This window comes from Gemmatimonadota bacterium, assembly GCA_039715185.1.
Classification (GTDB): domain Bacteria; phylum Gemmatimonadota; class Gemmatimonadetes; order Longimicrobiales; family RSA9; genus DATHRK01.
Genome location: JBDLIA010000002.1, coordinates 75,310 through 98,628, shown reverse-complemented (window position 1 = coordinate 98,628; position 23,319 = coordinate 75,310). Strand labels below are relative to the sequence as shown.

The 23,319-nt window shown below is 71.4% G+C and carries 22 protein-coding genes; 8 read left to right on the top strand and 14 right to left on the bottom strand.

The annotated features are described in order from the left end of the window. Positions 1-154: 154 nt before the first annotated feature. The 3 genes from ABFS34_00940 to ABFS34_00930 all read right to left on the bottom strand — a co-directional run bounded on the left by ABFS34_00940 (position 155) and on the right by ABFS34_00930 (position 4,451). A complete protein-coding gene (locus tag ABFS34_00940; GenBank protein ID MEN8373994.1) occupies positions 155-1,132 on the bottom strand; it encodes a hypothetical protein in 978 nt (325 codons plus the stop codon). Then, a complete protein-coding gene (locus ABFS34_00935) occupies positions 1,129-3,909 on the bottom strand; it encodes a S8 family serine peptidase (protein MEN8373993.1) in 2,781 nt (926 codons plus the stop codon). Before ABFS34_00935 ends, ABFS34_00940 begins: the two co-directional genes overlap by 4 nt. Before the next feature lie 65 nt (positions 3,910-3,974). Continuing rightward, positions 3,975-4,451 (bottom strand): hypothetical protein, encoded by a 477-nt coding sequence (locus tag ABFS34_00930; GenBank protein ID MEN8373992.1) that lies wholly within the window; start codon positions 4,449-4,451, stop codon positions 3,975-3,977. Between the two features lie 104 nt (positions 4,452-4,555). Between ABFS34_00930 and ABFS34_00925 the strand changes: the two genes are divergently transcribed. Beyond that, positions 4,556-4,993 (top strand): hypothetical protein, encoded by a 438-nt coding sequence (locus ABFS34_00925; protein ID MEN8373991.1) that lies wholly within the window; start codon positions 4,556-4,558, stop codon positions 4,991-4,993. A 14-nt stretch (positions 4,994-5,007) separates the two neighbouring features. Here the strand turns inward: ABFS34_00925 and ABFS34_00920 are convergent, their stop codons facing one another. The 4 genes from ABFS34_00920 to ABFS34_00905 are packed head-to-tail and all read right to left on the bottom strand — an operon-like array spanning position 5,008 to position 8,110. After that, positions 5,008-5,196, bottom strand: coding sequence for a hypothetical protein (locus tag ABFS34_00920; protein MEN8373990.1), 189 nt, complete (start codon positions 5,194-5,196; stop codon positions 5,008-5,010). Positions 5,197-5,229: 33 nt separating this feature from the next. After that, positions 5,230-5,697, bottom strand: coding sequence for an organomercurial lyase (gene merB, locus ABFS34_00915; GenBank protein ID MEN8373989.1), 468 nt, complete (start codon positions 5,695-5,697; stop codon positions 5,230-5,232). Then, positions 5,694-6,173 carry an N-acetyltransferase family protein gene (locus ABFS34_00910; GenBank protein MEN8373988.1) on the bottom strand — a complete coding sequence of 160 codons (480 nt, stop codon included), beginning with the start codon at positions 6,171-6,173 and terminating at the stop codon, positions 5,694-5,696. The genes merB and ABFS34_00910 overlap by 4 nt, the downstream gene beginning before the upstream one ends. 17 nt (positions 6,174-6,190) lie before the next feature. Continuing rightward, complete coding sequence (locus ABFS34_00905; protein MEN8373987.1) at positions 6,191-8,110, bottom strand: S9 family peptidase; 1,920 nt, start codon at positions 8,108-8,110, stop codon at positions 6,191-6,193. Between the two features lie 212 nt (positions 8,111-8,322). Here ABFS34_00905 and ABFS34_00900 point away from each other — a divergent pair, with 212 nt between their 5' ends. After that, positions 8,323-8,889, top strand: a complete 567-nt coding sequence (locus tag ABFS34_00900) for an outer membrane beta-barrel protein (protein ID MEN8373986.1) — start codon at positions 8,323-8,325, stop codon at positions 8,887-8,889. Positions 8,890-8,904: 15 nt separating this feature from the next. On the opposite strand, the gene ABFS34_00895 is transcribed toward ABFS34_00900, so the two are convergent. Beyond that, positions 8,905-9,618: a dienelactone hydrolase family protein gene (locus tag ABFS34_00895; GenBank protein ID MEN8373985.1), complete on the bottom strand. Its 714-nt coding sequence runs from the start codon at positions 9,616-9,618 to the stop codon at positions 8,905-8,907. Positions 9,619-9,771: 153 nt separating this feature from the next. Between ABFS34_00895 and ABFS34_00890 the strand changes: the two genes are divergently transcribed. From ABFS34_00890 to ABFS34_00865, 6 genes are read left to right on the top strand one after another with little or no spacing between them, the layout of a single operon-like run. Next, the gene (locus ABFS34_00890) at positions 9,772-10,335 is read left to right on the top strand and encodes a sigma-70 family RNA polymerase sigma factor (protein ID MEN8373984.1); all 564 of its coding nucleotides are present in this window, start codon (positions 9,772-9,774) and stop codon (positions 10,333-10,335) included. Further along, positions 10,325-11,305, top strand: a complete 981-nt coding sequence (locus tag ABFS34_00885) for a FecR domain-containing protein (GenBank protein MEN8373983.1) — start codon at positions 10,325-10,327, stop codon at positions 11,303-11,305. Before ABFS34_00890 ends, ABFS34_00885 begins: the two co-directional genes overlap by 11 nt. Beyond that, positions 11,295-13,952, top strand: coding sequence for a TonB-dependent receptor (locus ABFS34_00880; protein ID MEN8373982.1), 2,658 nt, complete (start codon positions 11,295-11,297; stop codon positions 13,950-13,952). The genes ABFS34_00885 and ABFS34_00880 overlap by 11 nt, the downstream gene beginning before the upstream one ends. 4 nt (positions 13,953-13,956) lie before the next feature. Then, a complete protein-coding gene (locus ABFS34_00875) occupies positions 13,957-14,826 on the top strand; it encodes a prolyl oligopeptidase family serine peptidase (protein ID MEN8373981.1) in 870 nt (289 codons plus the stop codon). Beyond that, the gene (locus ABFS34_00870; protein ID MEN8373980.1) at positions 14,796-15,749 is read left to right on the top strand and encodes a hypothetical protein; all 954 of its coding nucleotides are present in this window, start codon (positions 14,796-14,798) and stop codon (positions 15,747-15,749) included. The genes ABFS34_00875 and ABFS34_00870 overlap by 31 nt, the downstream gene beginning before the upstream one ends. Before the next feature lie 48 nt (positions 15,750-15,797). Then, entirely contained in the window at positions 15,798-16,835 is a 1,038-nt protein-coding gene (locus tag ABFS34_00865; protein MEN8373979.1) for an LLM class flavin-dependent oxidoreductase, read from the top strand. Here the strand turns inward: ABFS34_00865 and ABFS34_00860 are convergent. The 6 genes from ABFS34_00860 to ABFS34_00835 form a co-directional block, all read right to left on the bottom strand. Continuing rightward, positions 16,819-17,667 (bottom strand): RNA polymerase sigma factor, encoded by an 849-nt coding sequence (locus ABFS34_00860; protein MEN8373978.1) that lies wholly within the window; start codon positions 17,665-17,667, stop codon positions 16,819-16,821. The two genes, ABFS34_00865 and ABFS34_00860, sit on opposite strands and share 17 nt — an antisense overlap. Further along, positions 17,664-18,077, bottom strand: a complete 414-nt coding sequence (locus ABFS34_00855; GenBank protein MEN8373977.1) for a DUF4440 domain-containing protein — start codon at positions 18,075-18,077, stop codon at positions 17,664-17,666. The genes ABFS34_00860 and ABFS34_00855 overlap by 4 nt, the downstream gene beginning before the upstream one ends. A gap of 120 nt (positions 18,078-18,197) precedes the next feature. After that, the gene (locus tag ABFS34_00850) at positions 18,198-18,941 is read right to left on the bottom strand and encodes an NAD(P)H-hydrate epimerase (protein ID MEN8373976.1); all 744 of its coding nucleotides are present in this window, start codon (positions 18,939-18,941) and stop codon (positions 18,198-18,200) included. After that, positions 18,938-20,452 carry an MATE family efflux transporter gene (locus ABFS34_00845; protein MEN8373975.1) on the bottom strand — a complete coding sequence of 505 codons (1,515 nt, stop codon included), beginning with the start codon at positions 20,450-20,452 and terminating at the stop codon, positions 18,938-18,940. Before ABFS34_00845 ends, ABFS34_00850 begins: the two co-directional genes overlap by 4 nt. A gap of 230 nt (positions 20,453-20,682) precedes the next feature. Next, complete coding sequence (locus tag ABFS34_00840; protein MEN8373974.1) at positions 20,683-21,852, bottom strand: DUF1501 domain-containing protein; 1,170 nt, start codon at positions 21,850-21,852, stop codon at positions 20,683-20,685. A 12-nt stretch (positions 21,853-21,864) separates the two neighbouring features. Then, positions 21,865-23,253, bottom strand: coding sequence for a DUF1800 domain-containing protein (locus ABFS34_00835; protein ID MEN8373973.1), 1,389 nt, complete (start codon positions 23,251-23,253; stop codon positions 21,865-21,867). Positions 23,254-23,319 lie beyond the last annotated feature (66 nt).

Genomic DNA, 23,319 nt, shown 5'->3' with positions numbered 1-23,319 from the left:
AATGGCTCATCGAGCGCATCGCCTCTGCCGCGCCGCTCGACCGGGAGGAGTTGCTGCGGGTGCCGGACGTGCGCCGCTGGCAGGTGGACGCGCTAGGCGGGCCGCTGCTGCGGGCCCTGTAGCCCGCCGACGGGAGCTAGTGTACCGGTGCACACTAGGGGCGGAAGCGGAGGCCGAATTGGTGCGCATCGCCCAGCACGCCGACTCCCCGATACGCGTAATCGAGCACCAGCGCTCCCGCCCTCAGTCCACCGCCGAAGGCCACCTCCCCCAGCGCGTCGCCGTCCTCCAGCGTGCCGTCCCAACCGGCGCGCGCGCGCAGCTCGACGCCCTCGCTGCCCGCGACCAGAACCTCAGCGCCCGCCACCGGCCGCAGCCGATCCCAGGGGCCGACCGCGTCCGCGGCCAATCGAATCCAGATCCCACCGGGTCCGCCGAGCTGCAGCGCTCCGCCGGCGCGGTAGGTGCGCGGCAGCGGCGCGTCGCGGCCCGGTCCGGCGTCCGCGCCCAGGTGCTGAACGGCCGCGCCGAGCGCGATCCTGCCATCCCAGCCGGTAACGCGGGCGCCCACGCTTGCGGCCAACGCGACGTCCTGCAGGTCGGCGATGTCGGAGCGCACCATGTCGAACCCCACGCCGATCACGGCGGGGCCTATTTCCAGCCCGTGGGCGGCCCCCAGCGCCAGCTCCGCCCCGCCCACGCGCGCGCCCGTCGGCAGCCCGCGCTCGCCCCCGAAGGCGGGGTCCGGGACGATCTCCTGGACCTCGCCGAAGTCCAGGTAACGCACCGACACCACGGACGCCCCGCCGAAGCCGCGCAAGCGGAGCGCGGCGGAGCCCGCCGAGGCGTCACCGACGTGCCGGCGATACGCGGCCGCCGCGCTCCAGCGCGCCCGTCCCGCGCCGCCGGCGGGCCCTGGGGCGCCGGCGATTCCCGCGGGGTTGAAGAACACCGCGAACGGGTCCCCGGGGGCGCCCGCGGCGTACGCCCCCGCCATGGCTCCGGCGCGCGGCGCGGGCGCGAGCGCGAGCACGTCGGCCCCGGCCTCTCCGTGCGACTGCGCGGCCCCGGGGGCCGCCGACGCGAGCAACGACGCGGCGAGCGCGCCGAGGAGGGGTGCGCGCGCCGTCACGGCCGCAGCACGTACACGGTCCGACGCACCGGTCCCCCCGGCAGGTCGACGAACAGGAAGTACGCGCCGTTGGCGACGGGCCGTCCGTCGTCGTCCCGCAGGTCCCACTCGAGGCGTCCGGGTCCGGGATCGGGCTGCGGGTCCAGCGCTCGCACGCGACGTCCGGCGGCGGAAAATATGGCCACGCTGCGCGGCCGTTCGGAGTAGTTGACCACGAGCCGGTCCGTGCGCACGGGATTCGCCGACAGCGCGACCTCCTCCTCCTCGGCCAGCAGGTCGATCCGGTAGGAGGGGGAGGACACCGCCGAAGTGGGCCCGTCCAGCGCATCGGTCGCGGCCGAGAGCACGCCCTCGGCGCCCAGTCCGCCCACCGGCAACGTGGCCGCGATCCTCGCCCCGTTGGGGGTGCCGCCCCCTAGCCGCAACGCCACGAGCGCGTCCAGCGCGCGGCCACCCGGGACGACCAGCGCGCCGCCCAGGTCGCCGGCGGCGGCGCCCGCCCCCGCCGCCGGTACGGCCACCAGCTCCTCTTCGCCGGCGTCGACTTCCCCGTTGCGGTTCTCGTCCAGCACCAGCACGAGCTCGGCCGCGGGGTCCGCTCCGAACACGTCGACGCGCAGCTCCGACAGCAGGACCGGCTCCTGCGGCGCCGCGCTCAGGGCCAGCGCCAGCAGCGGAAGGACTTCGCCCGCCCTTCCCTCCGCGACGGCGAGGGGCCGCGCGGCGGGCGCGGCGGCCGCGGTCAGCCTGCCCCCCGGGAGGCCCAGACCGCGCGCCGCCGCCAGGCCGTCCAGCTTGCCGAAGCCGAACGCGTCGTTGGGGGCGCCCCCCGCGGCCACGACGAAGCCGTCCTCGCGCGCGCTCCCGCGCAGGAGATTGCGGATCTGCTCCGGCGACAGATCGGGCCGCAACTGCAACAGCAGCGCGACCACGCCCGCGACCTGCGGCGTGGCCATGCTCGTGCCCAGGAGCGCGGCGTGCGCGCCGTCGGCCTCCACCAACGAGGGGAGCGCGGCGAAGTCCGTCCCGCCGGGCCGATACGCCGAGACGACCACCTTGCCGGGAGCAGTGACGTCGGGGCGCACGACCCCGTCGCGCCGCGGCCCGGGTCCGCTGAAAAAGGCCACGTCGCCGAGCGGCTCGCGGAAAGCGAAGGTCTCGGTCCCTCCAGCCACCGGCCAATCGTGGCGCGTTGCGTGCGCCCCTACGGTGATCATGCGGTCGCCGTTGCCCGGCGTGGTGACGGAGTGCGAGTTGGTGGCTCCCGCCCCGATCCGGGGCGTCGCCAGCGCCCCCTGGAACGTCGAGCCTACGATCCAGCCGTGGTAGGGGAGCGGGATCGAGATGGGCGCCGGTTCGGTCTCGATCCGGACGCCCCACTCGCCCTCGGCGGGCTCCTCGCCCTCCTGCCCGTCGAACAGGAGCACGAGCGCCTGCTTGTCGCCGTTCGTGGCCGCGGGCCCGGTCGACGCGTTGTCCACGAACACCCAGCCCGCCGGCGTGGCCACCGCGACGGTGTCGCCCGAGGCGACGCGCACCGGGGCCTGGCCCGGAGGCGTCACGGTGATGGCGAGGTTCGCGTCTCCCTCGTACCAGAGCTCCAGAAGCGCGGCGTCGTTGGCGACGCCTGGGGTTGGGGTGTAGGGCGGGATGAGCAGCGTGTGATCGACCGCCTCACCCTCAGCCGGCGCCCCGGTGAAGTGTATGGGACCGGTCGGGAAGTCCGGGGATTCGTTCTCGTGCGCGCCCTGGTTGCCGGCGGTCACCACCGCGACGCGACCCGGGCCCACCAGCGCGTCGAGCGCGCGCTCGAACGTGGTCGTGCCGTCGTGCGGCCCCGCCTGGCTGCCCAGCGCGATAATCACGACGGCGGGCCGGCCGAGCTCCGCCGCGCGCTCGAACACGTAGGAGACCCCCGCCACGACGCCGTCCGACGTGAACGCCGCGTCGCCCCCCTTCACCGCGATCAGGTCGGCCTCCGGAGCCACGCCCACGTAGCGGAATGCGGGCAGGCCGTTTCCCGTCGCGGAGCCGTCCCCGGCCGCGATGCCCAGGACGTGCGTGCCGTGACCTCGCGAGTCGTCCATGCGACACGCGCCGGAGTCGATGACCGCGCCGTCGCACTCGGACCCGGTGATGAACCCGGCGTCACCCACGCGCCCCGGGGGAGGGCCGAGCGGGTCGGTCTGGTCCCAGGCGTACAGGACCCGCGTCGAGCCGTCGGGGCGCAGGAAGTCCGGGTGGTCCAGGTCGAGCCCGCTGTCGACTATGCCGACGATCACGCCCTGCCCGGCGACCCCCTCGAAGCGTTGGCCGATGCGCTGGCGCAGCGTGCGCACGCGCGTGTCGTCTTCGGAAACGTCCAGAAGGCCGGCGGGCCCGAGCGCAAAGGAGGACGCGCGCCGAGGAACCGGGGACTGCGTGGTGAGCGTCTGCGCGGCTCCGACCCAGCGCACGCCCGGGGCCGACGCGACCCGGTCCACGGCGGCCGCCTCGATGAGCGCCGCGACGACGTCCCCGGCCGTCGCGCTGATGGTCCCACCGGCCGCCCGCACCGCGGCCAAGGCGCCATCCCCCTGTACCAGAACGCGCAGCCGTCCATCCGGGGAAACGGGCAGCAGGCCGCCCGCCGGATCGACGGACACGCCGGGCAGCGGTCCCAGGCGAACGGCAGGCAGGCCCTGGGGAGCTCCGAGCGACGCGCTCCGGGCCGCCAATCGTACGGCGGCGTCGACGTTGGGAGCCTGGGCGACGAGGGGCCGCGCGGGTGCTCCCACCAGGAGCAGAGCCAACCCGGCGGCGAGGATGCGCGCGTGGGTAGGCTCCGCCTTCGGAGCGCCGTCTACTCCCAGGGATCGAACCCGAAGGTCACGTAATCGCCCGGCCGCCCGGACAATCCGCTCGCCGCCGCGGCGAGTTCTTCGCCCACGGATTGCTCTTCCCCCGCGCCCTTGGCGGCGGCCGCGATGGACGTGAGCAGTGCACGCACGTCAGCCAGCTTCAGCAACACGTAGGACCGTGGCTGCGGCTCTTCGCCGCGCTTCTGAACCACCAGGTTGACCAGGTCGGTCTCCTGGGAAATCTTCCATGCGTCGGCCGTTTTCTTGAGCAGCTTGTCGGCCGTTTTTACGTCGCTGTGCAGAGCGCGCACGAGACGCTGTACGTCCTTGTCGGCGGACTGCTGGGTGCCGCGTCCGTATCTCTTGCCGAGGGACTCGGCGTTGTCATCTTCGTGGCGCTCCTCGGCCTGGTCCAGGAGCTTTCCCACGTGGGCGTAGATGCCCAGGACCAGCGGCACGGGGTCGATCGCGATGCGCATGCGCGGCTCCGAAAAAGCAACGTGAACGACAGCAATGGCGGGGCTCCGGCCGCCGCCGGACCCTACTATGGGTCGGCGCTTCCCGCTTCACAACCGAGGGACACATGACAGTCCGATACCGCCGCTGGCAGGTCCTGGCCGCCGGCCTCGCGCTCGCAGGCTGCGAGGACGCGGGACTGCGCGGAGCGCAGCTTCAACCGCTGCGTGAGGCGGCGCTGGTGGAAAGCGGCTTCGAAACCGTGGCCGCGGACCCCGACGTGGAGGCTGGACACTCCTCCGCGATGGTGCGCCTGGGTCGTCAGGCGTGGGTGGCTACCGCGGAGGTGATCGACGTTCCGCGCGCGGACATCAGATCGGTCGGGGGCGCCGAGGGTCGCGTCTTCTCGGCGCTCCGGTGGGACTCAGCGCCGTACGACCGGCTGCTCGTCGAGACGCGGGACGGCCGCTGGCAGGTGTACGCACCGGTGATCGGCGTGGACCCGGCCGACCGACCCGCGCCGCTGGGGGGAGGCGAAGCCGCGGGCGCCGACGAGCACGGCTAGTGTACCGTTGCACACTAGGTCGGGTCCCAGAACGATCCGCCGAGGCCGGCCCGCTCGAAGCGCGCGGTCGCCTCCTCGGGCGTGCGCGGCTGCCAGGCGGGGTCGAGCCGGTCCTCGTACCAGTCGCGCGTGAGCCGGTGCAGGATCGGCACGGGCACGATCGCGCCGGCGGCAAAGTCGTGGCGCGTCAGCCAGAGCCGCACTTGCTCCTCCGACCGGAAGAGTAGGATGGTCCGTCAGGTGAAGCCGACGTCATCCCAGAAGCGACCGAACGGCACCAGGATGTGCACCACCCCGCCGGCGCCCGGACCGCTCGGCTCGCGTCCGCGGCCGTCCATGCGGAACTCCAGCGGCTCTCCGCTCTCGGCGCAGGTCGCCTCGATGAGCGCGTCCCGCCCCAACATCGGCGGCATCGCCAGCGCGTCCCAGGCACAGCAGGCGAAGTAGCGCAGCCCGCCCGCGGTTACCGGGTACGGAGTGGGCACGGCTGAAAACGGGTGCGCCATGAGCACCGACCGATCGACGGGATCGAGGGTCAGCGCGTGCTTGGCTTCGAGCCCCTCGAGCGCCTCCCTGACGGCCTCATCCTCCGCGCCTACGCCGGCGGCGATCTCGGACACCGAGGGGGCCGACCCCGTGTCCGTGAAGCGGCCGTAGACGATCAGACGAACGGCCGACTCGAGGTCGGTCAGAAGGCGCGTCATCGGTCCACCCCGGCGACATCGCTGCGACGTTCCAGCAGCACCACATCGCGCCAGCGCCCGCCCATCTTGCCGATGCGCTCGCGCACGCCCACGCGCCTGAATCCGGCCCGCTCGTGGAGTATCAGGCTGGCCTCGTTCTCCGGAAAGACGCCCGCCTGCAGCGTCCAGATGCCGGACTCCTCGGAGCCGGCGACCAGCCCGTCCAGGAGAACGCGCCCGAGGCCCCTGCCGCGCGCGGCGGTCGCCACGTATACGCTCACGTCGGCGACGCCCCCGTAGACGCAGCGATCGGCATAGGCGCTGAGCGCGGCCCACCCGGCCACCTCACCGGCGGCGTCGGCCACGAGGCGCGGCGTAGCCAGGTGTGCCGCGTCCCAGTCCTCCCAGGACGGCACGGCGGTTTCGAACGTGGCGTTCCCCGACTCCATCCCTGCGCGGTATATCGCGGCTACACGCGGCCAATCCGCGCCGGTCATCGCCCGGAGGGCGGCGCTCACGACGCCTGGTCTCCCTGGCCCTCGACCTCCAGACGACGCTCCAGGAAATCCGCGATCCGGCGGTAGGCTATGATCCGGTTGGCCAGCTTGCGGATGCCGTGCCCCTCGTCGGGAAAGCGCAGGTACTGGACCTCCCCGCCAAGCTCCCGGATCGCGCGCACGTACTGGTCGGATTCCTCCACCGGGTCGCGCGGGTCGTTGGCGCCGTGCAGCACCATGATGGGCGCGCTCACGTTGTCGACGTGGGCGATGGGAGAGATGGCCTCGAAGAAGGCGCGGTCATCCGGGTCATCGATGTCGCCGTACTCGATGCGGTCGCTCGCCTTCAGTTGCGGCGAAGCTCCCTCGAGCGCCGTGATCCAGTTGGAGACCCCCACGAACGCCACGCCGGCGCGGAAGACGTCAGGCAGACGAGCCAAAGCCGCCATCGTCAGATAGCCTCCGTACGAACCGCCCATGACCGCGACGCGCTCGGGGTCTGCGAGCTCCGTCTCGCCGAGCCAGCGGACGGCGTCCTCCAGATCGTAGATCTCGCCTTCCCGCAGCCGGCCGTCGTTCAGCCGCGCGTACGCCTTCCCGAAGCCGGTCGAGCCCCGGTAGTTGAGCTCGAACACGGCGATGCCGCGGGTCAGCAGGTACTGGAGGTCCGCCCGGAAGGCGGGCCTGGCCTGCGCCGTCGGGCCGCCGTGCACCGCGAGCAAGACGGGCGGCCGGGCGCCCTCGGGCAGCCCCGGCGGCCGATAGTAGAGCCCGTACAGCGTGCGGCCGTCCCTGGCGTCGAAGGAGTGCGCGGTGGGCGCCACCATCCGGCCCATGTCCAGACCCGCCGCGTCCGACCTCGTGGCCCGCGCGGTCCGTCCGCTGGCGGGGTCCCAGGTCCAGATATCGCCGGGCACGCCGGGGGCGCGCACGGTGATCGTGACCACGCTCGGGCCCGGCGCCCACTCCACGCCGTAGATCCCTGCCGGGACCTGGGGCGCGGCGAGCATCTCCCCGGACTCCAGGTCGCGCGCAAACAGGGCTCCGTACCCGCCTTCGTTGACCGACCAGATCAGGTAGCGTCCGTCCCAGGACAGGGCCACGTCGTCCACGTCCCGGCCGCCGGGCGTTTCGACCCATGCAAGCTCCCCACCGGCCGCTTCGTAGCGCGCGATCCCCGCGTACTCGCGGTCGTGGTTCGTGACCATGTAGAACCCCGAACCGTCCGGTTCCCAGGCGTACGGCCCGTATGAGGACCGCTCCGGCGTGTCGAAGAGCGTGCGCGTCACGCCCGTCTCCACGTCGAGCAAGTGGAGCGCGTTGGAGTCTTCCCCGCGGGATTCCGACAGGAGCGCCGCGCCGCCGTCGGGGCGCCAGGACACGGGATAGAGGCCCGGCCGTCCGCGGAAGACCTCGCGCGTCGATCCCGTTTCGATGTCGAGCAGGAAGATGTCGAAGTCGAGGCCGTTGCGCGCGGTGGAACCGTACGCGATGCGGGTTCCGTCGCGGGTGAAGCCGCCGAACGCCCGGAAGGCATCGGCGGGCGCCAGCAGCTCGCGCTCGCGAGTGCCGTCCGGGCTGATCAGGTAGTAGCCCTCGCGTTCGTTGCCGCCGCGGTCCACGGCGTAGAGGATGCCGTCGCCGGCGGGCGACCAGGCGTGTTGGGTCACGGGTGCGCCGAACGTAAGCTGGGACGGCCATCCGCCGGCCGCGTCGACCACCCAGAGCTGCGGCTCGCCGCTCACGGACGTGCGGAAGGCGAGGGATTTCCCGTCCGGAGACAGGGACGGGGCGATGGCGGTGCGCACGTTCAGGAAGCGCACGATGTCCGGCCGACCCGAACCCGCGAGCTCCAGCTCCACGGGCACCGGCGCGGGAATGTCGGCTTCGTTCGGGGTCGAATCGGGAGCCTGGCCCCCGAGCGGCGCTGAGGTCATTGTCGAAGCGGCTAAGAGGAGCGCGGCCGGGGTCGTGCCTCGGCAAGCCGCGCAGGCGGCTCGGAGGGTGCGGTGCATGCGGCCTCTGGAGGATGTCACTGTGGTCGAACGCGGCGAACACCAGGACACTAGCGCGAGCGCGCGGCGTTGAAAACAGCCGGGTCCCGGTGCGGTTCCGGCGGGTGATCGAAACCAGCACAGCGGAGATGGTCATGCGGGCGTGGAAAGCGGTGGTTCTGTCGGGGATTCTGGCCGTCACGGCGACCCCGGTCACGGCGCAGGGACGGATCGAGGTGGGCACGCAGGCCGGCTTTACCTACCGGTCATCTGACGAGCTACAGAACGAACCGACGCTGTTTCAGTTCGGTATCCCGGGCGGAGGCCTGCTCGGCCGGCCGACCGTCTGGGCCACGATCTTCGTAGCCCGCCAGATAGCGTTCGAGCCACACTTCAGCTACCAGTTCGTGCGCGACGACGACCGGGATGAGAACGTGGGCACCGTGGCCGCCTCCGCGCGCGGCGTGTGGTACTCCAGCGACCCGCGACGGGGATCCTTCTACGCCTTCGGCGACGCCTCCATCGACCGCTCGAGGGAGCTCCAGACCGGCGCGGACGTGACCGACTCGGATTTCGGCGTGGGCGGCGGCGCGGGCTACCGCTGGCCGTTGGGCGACCGCGTTGGCATCCGCTGGGAAGGCCTCTACCGCTTCTGGGTCGATGACCGCCGGAGCGAGCTGGCGGTCACCGTCGGATTCGGCGTCGTCGCGAAGCGGCGCTAGGCGTCCGCGCGCGGGTCAGTCGCCCGACCGCCGATGCTCGAGTAGCCAAGAGTAGAAGTCCGGGTCGCGGAAGGTGATGGGCCACGATCCGTGGTCGACGCCTTCGTAGGTGATCAGCTCGGCGTCGCCGTCGCAGGCCTTCAGCGCGTCGACCATCTGCGCCGAGCGGCTGTGCGGGATGACGTCATCCCGGTCGCCGTGATACGCGCGGATGGCCACGCCTCTGGCAGCGCATATGGCGCGCGGGTCACCCCCTCCGGCTATGGGCGCGGCGGCCGCGAACCAGCCCGGGCTGCGTCCGAGCAGGTCCCACGACCCGTATCCACCCATGCTGTAACCGGTCAGGTAGACCCTCGACCCGTCCACCCGGAACTCCTCGCTCACCTGCTCCAGTAGCGCGTCGAAGTCCACCGCCTCCCAACGGCACCCTGGCGCGCAGTGGGGAGCTATCACGATGAATTCAATGTTCAGGCCCGCCGCGCGCGCAAAGCGCAGCGGGTGGTTGCGCGTGTTGGATCGATCGCCTCCGTGCAGGAACAGAATCACCGGGACGGGCAGGTCCGCGGCGTCGTAGCTCTCAGGCAGGTTGACCAGGTACGCCGTGCCGTCCGGCGCCACGCGGCGAAGCGCGCCGGGGATCGAGCCCTGGGCGACAGCGGCGGTCGGTCCGGCGAGCCCCGCGATCGTGAGGGCGAGGAGAGACGCTCGAAAGGGGGTCGCCTGGAGCATGAGGCTTTCTCTTCTGGGTAGGCCCGGCGCCCCGGGTGGTCGCCGTTCACCCGGGTTCGACACCGGCGGGGCGGGCGGCGTTCAAGCCATCACATGGTAGTATGACCGGGTTGACCCGTCATAGGGATGATGAACACGGACGATAGACAGCTGATGCGCCGGGTCGCGGCGGACGACGAGGCCGCGCTTGCGATGCTCCTTGAGCGTCACTGGCCGGCGCTCGTCCAATATGCGTTCCGGCTGCTGGGGCGCTGGGAGGCCGCCGAAGACGCCGCGCAGCACGCCTTCGTGCGGCTGTGGGCCAATCGCGTCAGGTGGGCCGACGGCAACGCCCCGGCGCTGCTTCACCGCGTGGCCAGGAACGCAGCCCTGGACGTGCTGCGTTCGCCGCGGCTCAAGGCCCCACGGCATGACCTCGACACCCTCGTGGAGCCGCGCCAGCCGGACGACGACGCGGCGCTGACGGAGATCGCGCTGGCGGCTCGTGACGCAGTGGACGCGCTGCCGGCGCGGCGGCGCGAGATCTTCCTGCTGGCCCGCGAGAGCGACCTCAGCTACGCGGAAATCGCCGAGGTCACCGGCCTGGCACGCCAGTCGGTCGCCAACCAGATGAGCCTCGCGCTGCGCGATCTGCGTACCGCGCTGGCGGCGCACCTTCCCGCGGGCGTTGCGCGACCCGAGAACTCGCGCCGAAAGGAGGGTCCCGATGCGGGCTGACTTCGACGAGGCGATCTTGCGGGTGCTGGCCGGCGATTCCGACGCCGTGGAAGCACGCCGCGTGGCTGGCTGGCGCGACGAAGCGCCGGAAAACGAGTCGTATTTCCGGGACGTGGAGGCGATCTGGGAGGCCTCCGCCCTGCTCGCTTGGCGCGTCGGAGTGCCCGAAGTCCCCTCCGCCGATGTCATCGCGCGGCGCGGCGCCAGTCTAGAACGGCGCCAGATCAGAGGCCGCTTCGCGCGCGCCGTCCGGCGGCGCGAGATCTGGCCGCTCGCCGCGGCGGTGCTGATCGCCGCCGCGGGCATTGGCGTCTGGGCGGGCCGCGCGTCCTTCGATGACCCGCCACGAGCCGAAGTCGAGTACGTATCGGGCGCCGCGTCAACCACCGCCGCGCTGCCCGATGGGAGCATCGCGCGGCTCGCGCCCGGCGCGCGCCTCAGGGTCGCGCAGACCGACAATGAGCGCACGGCGCGCCTGAGCGGTCGCGCGTTCTTCGCGATCGCCTCCGACCCGGAGCTGCCGTTCACGGTGCAAACGGAGCGGGCCCGCGTCGTGGTTATGGGAACCCGCTTCGAGGTGGCCAGCGACGGCGACGCCCTGAGGGTGATTCTGGTCGAGGGACGCGTCGCGCTCGAGACGGACGCCGGCCACGCCGTCACCATGGAGCCGGGTCAGGTGGCCAGGTTGACCGAGGGCGGAGACTTCTCGGTGAGATCCTATCCGGACCTCTCACCCCTGCTCGACTGGCCGGGCGGCCTGCTGCTCTTTCAGTCCACCCCGCTGCGCATGGTAGGGGAGGAAATGTCCGCGCACTTCGGCGTCCCCGTCGTCGTCGACGAGGCACTGGCCGACCGCACCGTCACCGCCTGGTTCGAGGGCGAACCGCTCGCCGAAGTCGCCGAGTCGATCTGCCTGCTCGTGCAGGGGCGTTGCACGGTGGACCCCTCGGAGGTGCGCATTGAGCGCTGAGTACCAGGCGCGCGGGCGGCGGCTGGGGTCGGCGCCATGGGTGGCGTGTCTCCTGCTCCTGGGGCCCGCGTCCCCGGCGGCGGCGCAAACTGCGTCGGGTGCGAGCCTCGTCGAACGCCCCGCCCGGCTGGTGATCGCCGCCGCTCCGCTCGAAACAGCTCTCGGCCGACTCCAGGCCAGTTCCGGGGTGCGCATCGCCTACAGCGCTGAGTCTCTGCCGGAAGAGGCCCGCGTCTCCTGCGACTGCGCGGAGAGCACGGTGGGAGAGGCGCTGGCCACTCTGCTGAACGGCACGGACCTCACCTACGTCACCAGGGCGAGTCACATCCTGATCGTACTGGCTCCCCGGGGCCGCATCGGCGCGGCGAACGACTCCGGCGGCGTCGTCGGTAGCGTGCACGATGCCGAGTCGGGCCTGCCCATCGCCGCCGCGAGCGTGAGCCTTGCCGGGACAGGCCAAGTGGCGACGACCGGCGAGGATGGCGCCTTCCTCTTCGCCGACGTGCCGCCGGGTTCGTACATGATCAGGGCTGCGGCCGTCGGCTACAGGCAGGCGGAAGCGACCCGCGCGGACGTGCGCAGCGATGTCCGGACGACGGTCACCGTCATCCTCGAAGCTGCGCCTCTGGCGCTGGCCGAGATCGTAGTCGCGCCCGGCACGTTCGACGTCCGCGGTGAGGAGTTTCCGCTGCTCCGCCAGACGCTGACGCGCGCAGAGATGGACGCGCTTCCCCAGCTCGGCGAGGACGCCTTCCGGGTCCTGGAGCGCCTGCCGGGGATCGCCACCGGAGACATCTCGGCCAAGATGCAGGTGAGGGGCGGCCACGACGACGAACTGATGATCGCCCTGGACGGCGTCGAGCTTTTCGAACCCTACCACATGAAGGACCTGGACTCGGTGCTCGGCATCCTCGACGTGCAGGCGCTGGGGTCGATGAGCCTGCTGGCCGGTGGGGTGACGGCCGAGCACGGCGACCGTCTTTCCGGCCTGCTGGACCTGCGCACCCGTCAGCCCCGTGTGGAGGGCAATCACCACTCCCTCGGGTTGAGCGTTTCAAGCCTCTCGGCGCGCTCGCAGGGCACCTTCGACGGCGGCCGGGGCGCGTGGCTGGCGTCGGCGCGCCGGGGCTTCCTGGACCTGCTGCTCGAGTTGGCGCAGACGGACGAGGACAACGAGCAGCTTTCGCCCCAGTATTTCGACGTGCTGGGCAAGGTCGACTTTCTGGTGGGGACGCGGCACCGGCTCGGACTGCACGTGCTGCACGCCGGCGACAACCTGGACCTCGAGGAGATCGACGGCCCCGACGACCTCGACGAGCTGCACACCGATTGGCGCAACACGAACGCCTGGCTCACCTGGGACTGGGCCGCCGGGGAAGCACTCGACGTCACCACCACCGCCTCGCTGGCCTCCCTCTCCCGGAGTCGCCAAGGGCAGGTGGACGCCCGCGGCGCGTCCCAGCACGCCGACTTCGTCCTGGCCGACGACCGCGGCGACTTCGACTTCCTGACGCTGCGCCAGGACTGGCTCTGGGCGCCGGCCGACGCGGTGCTTCTGAAGTTCGGCGGGGAGGTGCGAGACGCACGCGCCCGATACGACTACCGCCGCGAAACCGGTCAGGAGATAGCGCTGGAAGACGGAGCGTTCGGCTTCGACCTGGACACGCTGGTGGTCGCGCTGGAGTCGGAGTCGACCGAAGCGTCCGCGTACTTCGCGACCCGACTGCAGCCCGCGAATCCCTTGGTCGTGGAGGTCGGGGGCCGCTACGACCACCGCAGCCATTCGGGAGACGACGACTTCGCACCCAGGGTGCACGCTTCGCTCGAGTTGGGGGGCGGGGCGACTCTGCGCGGCAGCTGGGGCGTCTACCACCAGTCCCACGGCGTCGAAGAGCTGTCCGTCGTCGACGGCGAGCGCGCATACTTCCCTTCGGAGCGCGCTACCCAGTGGGCCGCGGGGCTGCAGTTGACCCGCGGCTCGCTCGACGCCCGACTGGAGGCGTACCGGCGCACCATCGAGGATCCGAGGCCGCGCTACCTGAACGTCATCCGCCAGATCATTCCCTTTCCTGAAGCGGGCAACGACCGGGTCAGGTTTCTGCCGGAACGCGGACGCGCGGACGGGATCGAGCTGATGCTGAGCGCCAAGACCGGCGCCAGGTCGGCGATCTCCACGAGCTACATCCTCGCCCGGGCGGAGGACCGGCTGGAGGGGCGCTGGGTGCCTCGGACCTTCGATCAGCGCCACACGGTGAACGCGCGTTGGCATCACTCGCCCAACGAACGGTGGGACCTGGCCGCCGGCTGGCAGTACCATACAGGCTGGCCCAACACCCCAATGGAGTTCGTGGTCGACACCGTGAGCGTGGAACCGAACGGGCTCGACCTGATCGTGGACGAGCGTCCGGGCCCGGTAAACTCCGTCCGCCTGCCCGCGTACCACCGCATGGACTTCCGCGCGACGCGGAGCTTCTCGGTCGGCGACGGCACGCTGCGCGCGTTCGTCGACCTGTTCAATCTGTACGGCCGCGAAAACCTGCGTTCGTTCGACTACAAGATCGTGCTACCCGAAGGGCGCGCGATCGCCAACCCCGGCGAGACGCTGCTTCCCTTCCTGCCGTCCTTCGGCCTAACGTGGGAGTTCTGACCGCATGCTGACGCAACGCGCGCGGGCGCTGCCCGTGCTTCTGCTGGCCGCCTGCTCGGGGCCGGTGGGCCTCGACGACGGCGCCGACGAGGGCTTCACCAGCGCAGGCGGGGTCCGTCTCCACTACGTGATCGACTTTCCGGCCGGGGAGGGCCCGCATCCCGCGGCGATCTACGTGCACGGATCCGGCAGGAAGACCATCCAGGACGACGCCGACATCGCTCGTCGGCTGGTGGACCGCGGGATCGCCATGCTCCGCTACGACAAGCGAGGCACCGGCCAGTCCGGCGGCTCCTTCACGCCGTCGAACGACCCGCGCGTCAACGACGCCCTCCCGGACGAGTACGCGCCCGACGCGGCGGCCGTGCTCGACGTCCTGGCGGCCCATCCGCGGATCGACCCGAACCGGGTAGGCATGATCGGCGAGAGCCAGGCGGGTTGGACGATCCCGGCGGCGATGCGTCTCACTGACCGAGCCCGGTTCGTTGTCCTTAAGTCGGGCCCAACGCTGCCGCTGGGCGACGTCGGAGGATACGAGGACATCGCGGCGCAGCGGCCCGATCTGTCGCCGCAGGAAGTGATGGCCGAGCTGGAGCGCCAGGGCAGGCGTACCGGGTGGGGTTTCGATCCGACCCCGCACCTCGAGGCGCTCGAGGTGCCTGGCCTCTGGGTCTACGGCGAGCAGGACAGACACGTACCGGCACTGGCGAGCGCGAGAGCGCTCGAGGTGATACGGCAGGCGAGTGGTGGTGATCTCTCCACCCTGTCGTATCCAAAGGGGGACCACGGGCTGCGCGACGTCGATTCCGGCGAGGGGATTCCTTACTGGGAGGACGTAGTCGCATGGCTAGAGACGAAGGGATTCGTGCGGTGAGCAGCGCGTGGGTGATCGTGCGCGCGTTCTTCATCATCGGGGTGGTGTCCTGTCAGGCCGACCCCGGCCGCTCGCAGACACCCACCGAGCCGGCCGAGGCGTCACCCGAGGCGGCGCTGATCTGCGAGGGCACGTGGAGCCGCCAGTGGCCCAACCTCTGCCACGACGGTAAGCCGGTGCACGGCGAGCGAGTGCTGGTGTTCAGCGACGGCTCGTCGGCCGAAACGCGCGCCGAGGTCGCGGGCATGGCCGACGTCGCAATTTCCAGGGTCATGGAGCGGACGGCGACGAGCTGGGCCGACTTCACCTTCATGCCCTACTACGAAGAGCCGCTCATCCACGTCTTTTCCGATTACGACCAGCAGGCGGTGAGCGGCCTCGCGTACGCCCACGGCATCGTCGTGCGCGCCCCCGACTCGCCCCGTTACGGCTCTGCGGGCTGGCCGCGTGAGAGGTGGAACAACGTGCTGCGGCACGAGCTCGCGCACGTCGTGGAGTTCCTGCTCATCGGCACCCGACACGCCGGAGCCAACTCGGTGTGGTTCAGGGAAGGCTTCGCGAGCTGGGCCGCCGGCATCTCCTCCATCCTGAGCGCGGAACAGGTTCGGGACTGGCAGACGAGCATGGAGTCGGTGCCGGGCGGCGGCAATCCGATCGGCATCTACCGCTGGCGCGACTTCCCCGAAGGGATCCGCGAGGACCCCAGCCAGAACATCCGCTACTACCCGTTCTTCGAGTTGGCCGCTCGCTATCTGCTGGATCCGGAGGGCAACGGCACCAGCGTCGAAGACCTGAAGGCGATGTTCGACTCGGTCGGCGCGGGCGTGCCGCTCCAGACGGCGTTCCGCGACAGCTTCGGACTCGCCATCGAGGAGTACGAGGCCACCTTCTGGGAGCGCATGGAGGCGTATCTGGGCGAATAGGCGTCGCCCTCCTGCGCGCGGCGGCGCGATGCCCCATCATGCGCCGCCATGGAACTGGGCATATACACCTTCGCGGAGACGCGCATCGATCCCGGCACCGGGCGGCAGATGGGCGCCGAGCAGCGGCTCCGCGATCTGATGGAGGAGATCGAGCTCGCCGACCGGGTCGGGCTCGACGTGTTCGGCGTGGGCGAACACCACAGGCCGGACTTCGCCGTGTCGACGCCGGCGATCGTGCTGGCCGCCGCCGCCGCCCGCACCGAGCGCATCCGGCTCACCAGCGCCGTTTCGGTGCTGGGCTCGGACGATCCGATCCGCGTGTTCCAGGATTTCGCGACCATCGACCTGCTGTCGGGTGGGCGCGCGGAGATCATGGCCGGGCGGGGGTCTTTCACCGAGTCGTTCCCGCTCTTCGGCCAGGACATGGCCGACTACGACCTGCTGTTCTCCGAGAAGCTCGACCTGCTCCTGGCGGCGCGCGAGCAGACCGAGCTGACCTGGTCGGGCAGGCACAGGCCGCCCGTTCTGGGGCGCGGCGTATACCCACGCCCGATCCAGGATCCGCTGCCGGTGTGGATAGCGGTCGGAGGCACCCCGCCCTCGGTCGTGCGCGCCGCGACCCTGGGGCTGCCGCTCGCGCTGGCGATCATTGGAGGGTACCCGGAGCGCTTCAAGCCGATGGTCGACATGTACCGGGACGCGGCGCGCCGCGCCGGGCGGGATCCGCTGGCCCTGCCGGTGGGCGTAAATTCCCACGGCCACATCGCGCCCACTTCGCAGGGGGCGCGCGACGCGTTCTTCGAGCCCTACGCGGAGATCATGACGCGAATCGGCCGGGAGCGCGGTTGGCCGCCCCTCGCGCGAGCGCAGTTCGACGCCGGCTGCGGGCCGCGCGGGCACTTGTTCGTGGGGAGTCCGCAGGAGGTCGTCGACAAGATCCTCTTCCAGCACGAGATATTCGGCCACCAGCGCTTTCTCATGCAGACGGTCGGCACGGTGCCGCACGCCGAAGTGCTGCGGGGGATCGAGCTGTACGGCACCGAGGTCGCGCCGGCGGTGCGGAAGGCGCTCAGCTCAGCAGCATGAAGCGACCCGAGTCGACGAGATCGCGCACGCCCTGGATCAGCGAGGCCGGCGCCGCGTAGCGCGGAGCGCAGTGCAGATCGGCCGCGCTGTACTCGAGCGCCTCCATTTCGCGTATACCGAGCTCCACGCCGGGGGCCGCGCCGCGCACCGGGTGCCGGGCAAAAGCCACTTTCTCGGGGTCTATGCGGCCCAGCTCGATGGCTCGACTGACCCGCCTGCTGCACCGGCACGCGCTGTCCTTGTTCACCAGACCGCAGCGCCGCCGCATGAAAGAGCGCACCGCCTCGCGCGCGCGGGAAAGCCGCTTCCGGAACGCGGCCGACTCGATGTCCAGGACCTCCGCCGCCTGCTTGCTCGACAGGCCGAGGGCCTCGGCGAGGGCGTAGGCGATGCGCTGCTCGCGGTCCAGACACAGCAGCATCGCGAGCGTGCAGCTCCGCTTGGCCTCCTCGACCAGCAGCCGTTGCTCCGCGTCGGTGCCCGTCGGCAGGACGTCCGACAGGCCATCGTATAGATCCTCCCCGAACTCCTCGAACGACATCGTCACGCGCTCGGCGGCCCGCTTGCGCCGCGTGAGAAGGTGGTTGGCGGCCACCCTGTAGACCCAGGTCCGGAAGGCGCTCTCGCCGCGGAAGGTCCCCAGGTGGGTGATGACCCGCATGAGGATCTCCTGGGTGGCGTCGCGCGCGTCTTCGGGGTCGAAGAGCATGCGCAGCGACAGCCCGTAGACGTCGTCCTGGATCGCGAGCACGATCTCCTCCAGGGCGTCGCGCGAGCCCTCCCGGGCCCGCGCGACCGGCGCCTCGAGGTCGTCGTACGAAGCTTCGCTCATCCCGCTCTCCCCTCCTCCGCTTTCGGCGCGATATCCAGGACACGGGTTCCCCATGGACTGTCTATCGCCACGCGCCAAAGCCCGTCCGCGCCGCGCCTGAGCACGTCGGTAGATCTGCCCTCCTGACGGGCCGTGCCATCGGGGGTCTCCACTTCCAGCCTCCAGTCCGAGGAGTATAGAGCGAGGTCGCCACACACCACCGTGTGCCGTGCCCGCGTGTCGATGCGAGGCCGAGCCTCGGCGAAGGCCTCGATCGCCGCCGCCAGCGACTCCCTCCGGTCGGCCAACTCGCCGGCCTCGGTGACCAGGACCGCTCCGACATCGTACAGCTCCAGCGCGCCCGCGCCGTCGCCGTCCGCGAACGCCGCCACCAGCATTTCCACCGTTTCTTCCGGGGTTCGTCCAGCCATCGTGCGCCTCCGTTGTCCGCGCCGTCCAGTCGCCCCGCCGGCGGCGGGGTGTTCGGTCTTTGGACATCGGGCACCGGACGATTGTGACCGCCTGTGGCGAGCGAAGACGGGCTTGTAGCCTCAGCCCAGCCGCAGGATCTCGTACTCTGCGAACAGCGGCCCCACCTCCAGCCCAATTGACGCGTACAGCCCGGGTGGCACGGAAATGTCGGCCACGTAGAGCTCGCCGGTGAACGGGCGGGCTTCTTGCAGCGTCAGCCCGGTCTTGGGCAGCGCCAGCGTGAGGGTGGCATCTGCCCGGATCGAGGACTCGTGCGAGACGCCGGAGGTGGCGTCCACGCCGGAGGGGACGTCCAGCGAAAGCAGGGGAGCCGACGCATCGTTGGCCTCGAGAATGGCGTCCGCGGCTCCGCCGCGCGGCGGCCCGGACAGGCCGTAGCCGAACAGGCCGTCCAGGATCAGGTCGCCGGGGTCCGCGAAAGCATCGAGCGCGCGGGTACGCACGCCCAGCGCCGACAGGATGCGTCGCTGCTCTTCCGGCACCGCGCCCAGCCGGTCCTCATCGAGCAGGTACGCGGTCACCTCCGCGCCCCAACCGCTCAGCCGCCGGGCGGCCACCAGCGCGCCGCCCCCGTTTCCGCCCGTGCCCGCCAGCACCGCCACGCCGCGGCCCCGCGGATCTCCCTCCAGGAAGCGAACCCGCGCCAGGTGCGCCAGGTGGCGGCCGGCGTGCTCCATCATGCGGGCCAGGTCGATGCCGAAGTCCTCGATCATCGCCCGGTCCACCTCGATCATCTGCTCGGCTGTGACCGCGGGGACGACCACGCCGCGGGCGTCCCCCACCCCGGGCAGCAGTTGGGTCAATGCCCTATGTCCACCGCTATCGCCCGCCATTTGCCCTGATTGAAGCGCAGCACGCTCAGCGTGGACCGGGTTATGTGGCCGGCGAGGATGGCGAACCAGATGTCGATGGGATCAAGCGTGGACACGCGCTGGATGACGAAGCAGATGCCCAGCGGCACGATGATCTGCGAGACGATGGAGATGTAGAGCGGGCTCTTGGTGTCCCCGGTCCCCTGGAGGCCTCCGGTGTAGGTCAGAGCCACCGCGACGAAAAGACCCGACAGGCTGAGCACCCGGAGCAGCTCCACGCCGATCTCCACGACGATGGGCTCGTCCATGCCGAACAGGCCCAGGAGCTGGCGCGGAATGAAGAAGAACATCAGGCCGACGGCGAAGGCTCCCAGAACGCCGATGCGCGCGGCCACGTGCACGGCGTCCGCCGAGCGCTCGGGCTGATCCGCGCCCAGGTTCTGCCCGGCCACCGCCGCCGCCGCGCCCATCAGGCCAATGGTGGTCCAGGTGATGAGCGAGAAGAGCTGCGTGTAGGAGACGGCGTACGCGGCCTGGGCCGCAGCGCTCTGCGCCACCGATCCCACGAAGGCGAGCAGGAACACGCCCCCGATGTTCATGGCGATGCCCTGGATCCCGGTCGGCAGGCCGAACCGGAACAGCGCCCGGATGATGCCCCAGTCCGGCCCCCAGCCCCCACCCCGCGGGAAGCGCACCACCCAGCCGCCGCCCAGCAGCCGCGCCAGCGCGTACACGGCCACGATCCCGGACGCGATCACGGTCCCCATGGCCGCGCCCGCCGTACCGAAAGACGGAATCGGGCCCAGGCCGCGGATCAGGATGATGTTGAGGACGATGTTCAGCACCGTGACGAAGATGCCCAGCCGCAGCGGGGTCTTGGCGTCGCCCGCCGAGCGCAGCGCGCCGCCCAGCATGAAGAAGATCAGCATGCCGCTGCTGAACAGGAACATGATGCGCAGGTACGGCGTGGCCTCGGCCTGCACCGCCGGCGCCGCGTTGACCAGGTCTAGGAGGCCGGGCGTCAGGAAGTAGCCGAGCGGCGCGAGGACCAGCGCCAGGCCGATGGCGGTGAGGAACGCCTGGTAGACGGTGCGGTCCACCTTCTCCGATTCGCCCGCCCCGGCGAAGCGGGCCACCAGCACGCTCATCCCCGTGAACAGCGAGGAGATGAAGACGATCACGACCAGGAACACCTGCCAGCTCACGCCGATGGCGGCGTTGCCGTTGAAGCCCACGTAGTTGCCCACCATGATGTGGTCCACGAGGCCCTGCATCCCGCCGATCACGTTCTGCAGCATGGTGGGCCACGCGATCTTCCAGACCGCCGGCAGCAGCGGGCCTTCTACGATCGAGCGGTCGAAGCGGCGCTTGGGTGGGGGAGGCGCGGGCGGAACGTCGGACGGATCCGTTCCGGGTGGGGGCGCCTGGGACGACTGGTCGCCCACGTCGGCGACCCCCGAGGTGGACGCCGGCGTATCGGGCGGAATCGCGCCGTCGCTCACTTCCCCACCAGCCGTCGATAGGCGCTGCCGCACCAATCGCTTGTCACGTGGCGATCACTTCCCGGGTTGTCGTCTCCGTGTCAGCGAAGCAACGTGCGCGTTCGGGAAGAGATGCACAAAGGCGCGCGGCGCGTGGTTCTCCGAGACGGGAGTGGCAAGGACTCTACCCCAACGACCGGGGTCGACGTTACAGCAGATTTCGGAAGGGCTGAGCGCCGACCCGGTTCTCGTCAGCGAATGATCTCGAATAGCCCGCGTGCCGAGTCGGAGCCCGGAAATACCCGGTCCGCCTGGGCGCCGGTCAGGTCGAAGGTGCCCGCGATCGCGCCCTTGAGCACCGAGCGCGTGTCCAGCGTCGGGCGCACGTCACGGCCCTCGTAGAGGTCACGCTCGCTCAGGCCGGGCCAGTCGGCAATCACCGTGCTGCGCGCGACGCGGGGCCCCAGCACGAAGCCCGCGCCGGCGGTGCCGTGGTCGGTCCCGCCGGTGCCGTTGGGGCGCGCCGTGCGTCCGAACTCGGTCATCACCACGACGGTCGTATCCGCCCAGCGCTCTCCCATCTCTCGACGGAAGGTGCCGAGCCCGGACGCGAGTCCCCCGAGCAACCGATCCAGGGGGCCTCCGACCAAGCCCTGGTTGGCGTGGGTGTCCCAGCCGCTGAACTCGACCGCGGCGATGTTGGGGCCCGTCGGCTCCCTGAGGAACCGGGCGGCGGCGGTCAGCACGGGCTCGAAGGCGTCGCGCCCGCGTCGCCCGCGCCCTCCCATCATCATCTCATCGCCCGTGAGGTCATCCAGCTCGAGCGCCGCCTCGAACGGATCGCGCAGCACCCGGTCGCGCCTGTAGAGCGCGTGCAGGCGGTCGATGAAGGTCTCCGTGGTCGCCCCCAGGGACGCCGGCGACCACGTCATCACGGGGTGCGGCCCCGACAGCGAGCGCGGCATGCCGGCGGACACCGCGATCCCGGTGCGCTCGCCGCCCATGACCTGCAGAAGGCGATTGAGCCAGCCGTCGGCGGAACCGTCCGGGCGCCCCAGGCCGGTCTCGAGGATCGCCTGCCCGTCGAAGTGGCTGCGCGTCCGGTAGGGGATCGCCATCGCGTGCACCGCCACCAGTTCGTCGCGGTCCCAGAAGCCGCCCAGCGGCGCCAGCCCCGGGGCCAACGCGAAGCCCTCGTCGAGCCGAAGCAGATCGCCCGCGGCGAACGCCATCGGTCCGCGCAGCGCGTCGTAGGCCGGATCGCCAATGGGGACGAGCGCGGCCAGGCCGTCGAAGCCGCCGCGCAGCAGCACGAACATGAGCCTGCCCTGCCCCGGCACGCGCGCGAAGCTGACCGACGGCAGCGCGAAGGTCGCCACGCCGCCCACGCACATCGTGCGCACGAAGTCGCGTCTATCCATGGTCGGCCTCCTTCAGCGCCACTGGAAGTCGGGGCCCGCCAGGGCCAAGGCCAGGCGTTCGTCGACGGCGACGCCGCCGTCGCCCAGCAACCGCGGCAGCTCCGAGTCCTCGCCAACCTCGATCGCGTCCAACAAGCGCTCGGGATCCGGCCGGCCGCCGTCGCGCACGATCCGGCGGGAGATCGAGCGCGCCAGCTCGGCGCGGTTCATGAGCGCGTCGGGGTCCGCCCACTCGCGGCGCGTGTCCCCGTAGCCCTTGGGCGCCCCGGGGGCCCACAGCGTGTGCCTGAGCTGTCGGAGCGCCTCGACCACCTCCCGCGGCGTGTCCTTCGCTCCCAGCACCCGCAGCACCGCCACGAGCCAGTCCTGCGGCGTGCGGAACTTCCGATTGGCCGGATCCCACGCCTCGTCCAGGTCCACCAAGGCGAGGGCGGTCTCGCGCAGGTCGCCACCCGAGTCGGCGAACACCGCCGCCACTTGGTCCACCGCCGCGGCGGGCGGGTCGTCGGCGACGAAGTGGCGCACCAGCTTGCCGGCCAGGAAGCGCGCCGTCGACGGGTGCCGGCACAGGTCGCGGATGACCGCCTCCCCCTCCCCGACGCCGCCCTCTCGGTAGCGCACGCCGAGCACCGTCTTTGCGCCGGGCTCGTGCAGCGGGGGCGCGAAGCGGAAGGCCGGCGCGGTCGTCTCCGGGCCCACGCGCGGCCCCCGTCCGCGGCCGACCCCCTGCGCCCCCCAGCCCGTCAGGACGCGCGCCAACTCGACGACGTCCTCCTGCGCATAACCACCGTCCACGCCGAGCGTGTGCAGCTCGAGCAGCTCGCGCGCGTAGTTCTCGTTCAGCCCGCGCGCGTTCCCCCGCCGCGCGGTCATGCGCCCGGCGCGGGACTCCGGCCCGATCGACTGCGCGTTGTCCAGGTAGATCAGCATGGCGGGGTGCCTGGCGGACGCCAGCACCATGTCCTCGAAGCGGCCGAGCACGTGCGGGCGAATGACCTCGCGCTCGTACATGCCCGCCATGGGCAGCACCGCGGGTTCGCCCTGCACGGAGACGCACAGGTGGTTGGACCAGAACGCGACCAGCCGCTCGACGAAGGGCCGCTCCGAGGACACCCGGGCGGACAGCGTCGCGACAGCCTCCAGCCCCACGATCCGCCGAATCTCGCGTCGCCGCTCCCGCAGGGCGTCTTGGTCGCGGGCGCGTTGCGCCTCGCGCAGGCCGCGGATCACCGCCCCGATCTCGTCGCCCGAGGGCAACTCGCCGCGCAGCTTGGGAGCCCCGCCGTCCAACTGACCCCGCAGCCACCGCCCGGGATCCTCCAAACGACCCCTCTCGCCCGGGCGGGCGCCCAGGCCGAAGCGGTTCAGCGCGCGGAGCGCAGGGTCAGCGAATGGCATCATGCGTGTCGTCCCGAACGGGAAGCGATGCGCCAGGTACCGAAGATAGGGACTGCGGAGGAGCGGCGG

Excerpts from the sequence above, each read along its gene's own strand:
- ABFS34_00930 (MEN8373992.1), bottom strand. The coding sequence starts at position 4,451 with ATGCGCATCGCGATCGACCCCGTGCCGCTGGTCCTGGGCATCTACGCC.
- ABFS34_00925 (MEN8373991.1), top strand. The coding sequence starts at position 4,556 with ATGACAGTCCGATACCGCCGCTGGCAGGTCCTGGCCGCCGGCCTCGCG.
- merB (MEN8373989.1), bottom strand. The coding sequence starts at position 5,697 with ATGACGCGCCTTCTGACCGACCTCGAGTCGGCCGTTCGTCTGATCGTC.
- ABFS34_00910 (MEN8373988.1), bottom strand. The coding sequence starts at position 6,173 with ATGACCGGCGCGGATTGGCCGCGTGTAGCCGCGATATACCGCGCAGGG.
- ABFS34_00905 (MEN8373987.1), bottom strand. The coding sequence starts at position 8,110 with ATGACCTCAGCGCCGCTCGGGGGCCAGGCTCCCGATTCGACCCCGAAC.
- ABFS34_00900 (MEN8373986.1), top strand. The coding sequence starts at position 8,323 with ATGCGGGCGTGGAAAGCGGTGGTTCTGTCGGGGATTCTGGCCGTCACG.
- ABFS34_00895 (MEN8373985.1), bottom strand. The coding sequence starts at position 9,618 with ATGCTCCAGGCGACCCCCTTTCGAGCGTCTCTCCTCGCCCTCACGATC.
- ABFS34_00890 (MEN8373984.1), top strand. The coding sequence starts at position 9,772 with ATGCGCCGGGTCGCGGCGGACGACGAGGCCGCGCTTGCGATGCTCCTT.
- ABFS34_00885 (MEN8373983.1), top strand. The coding sequence starts at position 10,325 with ATGCGGGCTGACTTCGACGAGGCGATCTTGCGGGTGCTGGCCGGCGAT.
- ABFS34_00875 (MEN8373981.1), top strand. The coding sequence starts at position 13,957 with ATGCTGACGCAACGCGCGCGGGCGCTGCCCGTGCTTCTGCTGGCCGCC.
- ABFS34_00870 (MEN8373980.1), top strand. The coding sequence starts at position 14,796 with ATGGCTAGAGACGAAGGGATTCGTGCGGTGAGCAGCGCGTGGGTGATC.
- ABFS34_00865 (MEN8373979.1), top strand. The coding sequence starts at position 15,798 with ATGGAACTGGGCATATACACCTTCGCGGAGACGCGCATCGATCCCGGC.
- ABFS34_00860 (MEN8373978.1), bottom strand. The coding sequence starts at position 17,667 with ATGAGCGAAGCTTCGTACGACGACCTCGAGGCGCCGGTCGCGCGGGCC.
- ABFS34_00855 (MEN8373977.1), bottom strand. The coding sequence starts at position 18,077 with ATGGCTGGACGAACCCCGGAAGAAACGGTGGAAATGCTGGTGGCGGCG.
- ABFS34_00840 (MEN8373974.1), bottom strand. The coding sequence starts at position 21,852 with ATGGATAGACGCGACTTCGTGCGCACGATGTGCGTGGGCGGCGTGGCG.
- ABFS34_00835 (MEN8373973.1), bottom strand. The coding sequence starts at position 23,253 with ATGATGCCATTCGCTGACCCTGCGCTCCGCGCGCTGAACCGCTTCGGC.